The organism is Hyphomonas beringensis (assembly GCF_000682755.1).
Taxonomy (GTDB): domain Bacteria; phylum Pseudomonadota; class Alphaproteobacteria; order Caulobacterales; family Hyphomonadaceae; genus Hyphomonas; species Hyphomonas beringensis.
Genome location: NZ_AWFF01000074.1, coordinates 1 through 3,366, shown reverse-complemented (window position 1 = coordinate 3,366; position 3,366 = coordinate 1). Strand labels below are relative to the sequence as shown.

Annotated in this window: 4 protein-coding genes; all 4 read left to right on the top strand. The window is 57.2% G+C overall.

Features of this window, described 5'->3' with window-relative positions; translation table 11 throughout:
- The coding region (locus tag HY29_RS19000; protein WP_155838380.1) for a hypothetical protein at positions 1-182 on the top strand (182 nt) is incomplete at its 5' end.
- Between the two features lie 33 nt (positions 183-215).
- Positions 216-1,421, top strand: coding sequence for a PIN domain-containing protein (locus HY29_RS15415; protein WP_162176747.1), 1,206 nt, complete (start codon positions 216-218; stop codon positions 1,419-1,421).
- 174 nt (positions 1,422-1,595) lie between these two features.
- Positions 1,596-1,820 carry a SlyX family protein gene (locus HY29_RS15410; RefSeq protein WP_034798571.1) on the top strand — a complete coding sequence of 75 codons (225 nt, stop codon included), beginning with the start codon at positions 1,596-1,598 and terminating at the stop codon, positions 1,818-1,820.
- 152 nt (positions 1,821-1,972) lie between these two features.
- The gene (locus HY29_RS15405; RefSeq protein WP_034798569.1) at positions 1,973-3,295 is read left to right on the top strand and encodes a JmjC domain-containing protein; all 1,323 of its coding nucleotides are present in this window, start codon (positions 1,973-1,975) and stop codon (positions 3,293-3,295) included.
- The last annotated feature ends 71 nt before the right edge of the window (positions 3,296-3,366 follow it).

Sequence of the window (3,366 nt, the reverse complement as noted above, 5' to 3'; positions counted from 1 at the left end):
GCCCCAAATTCTGCAGCATGAAGATCACCGCGGAGGTGCGCGAGTATGCGGCGGGGATGAGCGAGAACGAACGGAACGACCTAGAGAAGCAGGCGGCAGAGGCGCGGAAGGGGATGGACGAAAAGAGCCGCGAGTTTATGGAGAAGGGCGGGAAGATTTACTTATCAGAACCACCAGAATAGATAGAAAGTCCTTCCATCTAAGCGGTGATTGTTGTGTCTAAGGATATCGCGGCCAGTCGGCCTCCAAAAGTTAAAGTAATGTTGGACACCAACGTACTTTTCACAGAAGATGAAGCTCGGTTATTCTCGCACGGCGCGGAAAGGCTGATTGCGACTGCAGCAAAAGAAACCGGACTGCATATCGACTGGATACTACCAGATGTCGTGAGTGCTGAACGTTTTCGACAAATGAAAACTAAAGCCGTGAATTTGCTTATTCCGCTCGCTCGCTTGGAAAAATTAATTGGTCATAACTTGGCTCTGACTGAAGAAATTCTCAGTGACAGAGTCATGAATGTAATAGCAGCGGACAAGAAGAGACTAGGCGTTGAAGATTTTAGTGTGGACTACACAAAAGTCGATTGGGCCAAAGTGGTGGAAGCGTCGACTTTAAGGCAACCTCCTTTTTCCAACGATAAAACTGAAAAGGGATTTCGAGATGCCGTTATTCTGGAGGCCTTTTCTCAGTTGGTGGATGCAGCTCCCAGCTCACCACAGACCTGCCGACTTTTCCTAGTTTCATCTGATGATCTGTTAGAATTAGCCGCGAACTCTAGACTAGGAAACTTGCACAATGTGACTGTAGTAAAAAACCTGGACGAATTGCGGACCAAACTAACCGCAATCGGAGCCCATTTAAGCCAAGGAGACTTGGAGCGGATAATTCCAGAGGCAACCAAAGTCTTCTTTGCAAAAGGCGAAGATGGAAGCCTCTACTACAAAAAAGGCATTTCTGACCGTTTGTTAGCATTCCCAGAAGTACGATCGCACCCTGACCAATCCTTCACTATAGTCGATCGTAAGTTTTTTATTGATACACCCACATTTTTGTCAAAGCAGGCCCAAACTTTGACGTTCTCCTCGGGTGTGACCATAAAACTCAAAGCCGAAAAAGAAGTGCCGAGCATAGACACCTCTAAAAGTGACATACCTTACGCCGCTACCATAAACGCACTGGCGGCGCTGCTATCAAAATCTTCACCCTCTTCCTCGTCTGTAGGCTTGAGCGATGAGCCTGCAGCCTACAACGCTCTTTCAGGATACTCTCCCACTGGGACCACAAAGAAGTTTGTCGAGTATGGAAGCGCCGATTTTTCCGTAGTATGGAAAACTACTCTTTCGTCGACCGGTAAATTGATCCGGTCTGACGTCGAAGACATAGTGCTAGATTCTATCGATTGGACTGATGAAGACGATTAGAAGCTATCGAACAACAGGCAAAGCAGTACTCAGCATACGACCTCTCTGTAAGCAGGTGTAGCGGGTACTGCGTAGCTCAGGCCCACCCTACCCCGCACATTACTGCTGCAGCCACTGTCTCCACCCACCAGCTCGACATTGCCACGCCCCGCCAGCAGCGCTAATCCCTCCCCCATGACAGACAGCCCTTCCCCGGACTCCGCCCGCCTCGACGAGCTTGAAATGCGTGTGGTCCATCAGGACCAGACGATTGAGGACCTCAACGCGGCCATCACGGCCCAATGGCAGCTGATCGAGCGGCTGGAGCGCCGCGTCGAGCGCCTTGCCGAGCGTGTCGCGGATGCCGAACAATCCGCCGGCCAGGCCGCCCCCGTGGACCGTCCCCCGCCGCATTACTAGCCCGCTCTGCTCGCCCCTCAGTTTGCCACGCTGCGGCGGCCCCCTCCCGGCGACAGAGCGCAGCGGCATTCCCGGTGTGATTGATCCCTGAAATCAACTCGGATAGGCTCGGCCCAGCCCCGCCCTTCACGAGATGCCGTTAGCGACACCCCATGAATCTGAATGATTTCAACTGCCTGCTCGGCCCTACCCCTCTGGACGATGGCGGCGCAGCGCCTGCCGGAGAGGCCCCTGCCCGGCAGGGTGACGCGCTGGCATCGCTGATCGCGCCCATCACGCCGGGCGCCTTTGTGGACCAGTATTTCGCCCGCACCTCGCTCCACGTCGAAGGCCACCCCGACAAGTTTGCCCAAATCTTCAGCTGGGAGAAACTCCGCCTCGCCCTGGCGCGCGGCCGCTCCCTCACAGACCCGCGCTTCAATCTGATGGCGTCCTATGCCGGCGGCGAGCGCGATGGCAGCTCCAAATCGCTTTTCCCGTGCAGCATCGATGAGACGGGGAACCTGCTCAACAAGGGCGCGACGATCTGCATTACCAACATTCACATGGCCGACCCCGGTCTTGCGCAGTGGGCGCAGGCCGTCCGTTCACAGCTGAATTTCTCCGGCACGGTCGGCGCCAATTGCTACATCTCTCCGGAGGGCGGCGGCCTGCCGATGCATTATGACCGGCGGGTGGCCACATCCATCCAGATCGCCGGCAGCAAGAGATGGCTCTATTCCACCAAGGCGGCGAAGCCGTGGCCTGACAATAATGCCGTCTTCCGCGATGGGCGCGCAGAGCCTGCTGACATCGACGTCGGCACCCTGCCGCCGGAGCTGGAGATTCATGAGGTCAATCTGCAGGCGGGCGACCTGCTATGCCTGCCCGCGGGCGCGTGGCATGCCGCAAAGGGCATCGGCGTGTCGCTGGCGATCAATCTCTATTTCGCGCCGCGAAACTTCTACACCCTGCTCGCGCCGGTCTTGCATGATTTCGCGGCCGCAGACGGCAATTGGCGCGGCGGCCCGCCGGCCGGGCTTGACCCCATCACCGGCGACATACCTGATCCGTCCAAAACCTATATCCGCGAGCGCCTCACAGAGCTGCGCGATCAGATCGACAGTATACTGCAGTCTTCGGACGACATAAAGCTGCCATGGCTGCACAGCCTGGTCAGCGAACCCTATACCGGCTGGACGCCCGAGGCGGAGCGCGCCCTGCCCGGCGCCAGCGCGAACACACGCTTCATCGTTGCCCTGCCGCCCCTGCGGTTTGTCGAGGCGAACGGCAAAATCGTGATCCCGAATGACCGGGGCCTGTTGCACATGCCAGCAGATTTCGCCCCGGTCCTGAAAAAGATCGCCGCCCATAGGGCGGATTTCTCCGTGCCGGAGGTCCTCGCCTGGAACCAGGAAACCGGGGCATCCCCTCCGCAGACGATCATCAGCCACCTGCAAGCCCTCTTCCGGGGCGGCCTGATCAACATGGCCTAAGCCTGTAGCGCCGCGGACGTTGCGAGTACAGCCCACAAGCTCGCCCATTTCTGCTCCATGTGCGGCCCCAA

Excerpts from the sequence above, each read along its gene's own strand:
- HY29_RS15410 (WP_034798571.1), top strand. The coding sequence starts at position 1,596 with ATGACAGACAGCCCTTCCCCGGACTCCGCCCGCCTCGACGAGCTTGAA.
- HY29_RS15405 (WP_034798569.1), top strand. The coding sequence starts at position 1,973 with ATGAATCTGAATGATTTCAACTGCCTGCTCGGCCCTACCCCTCTGGAC.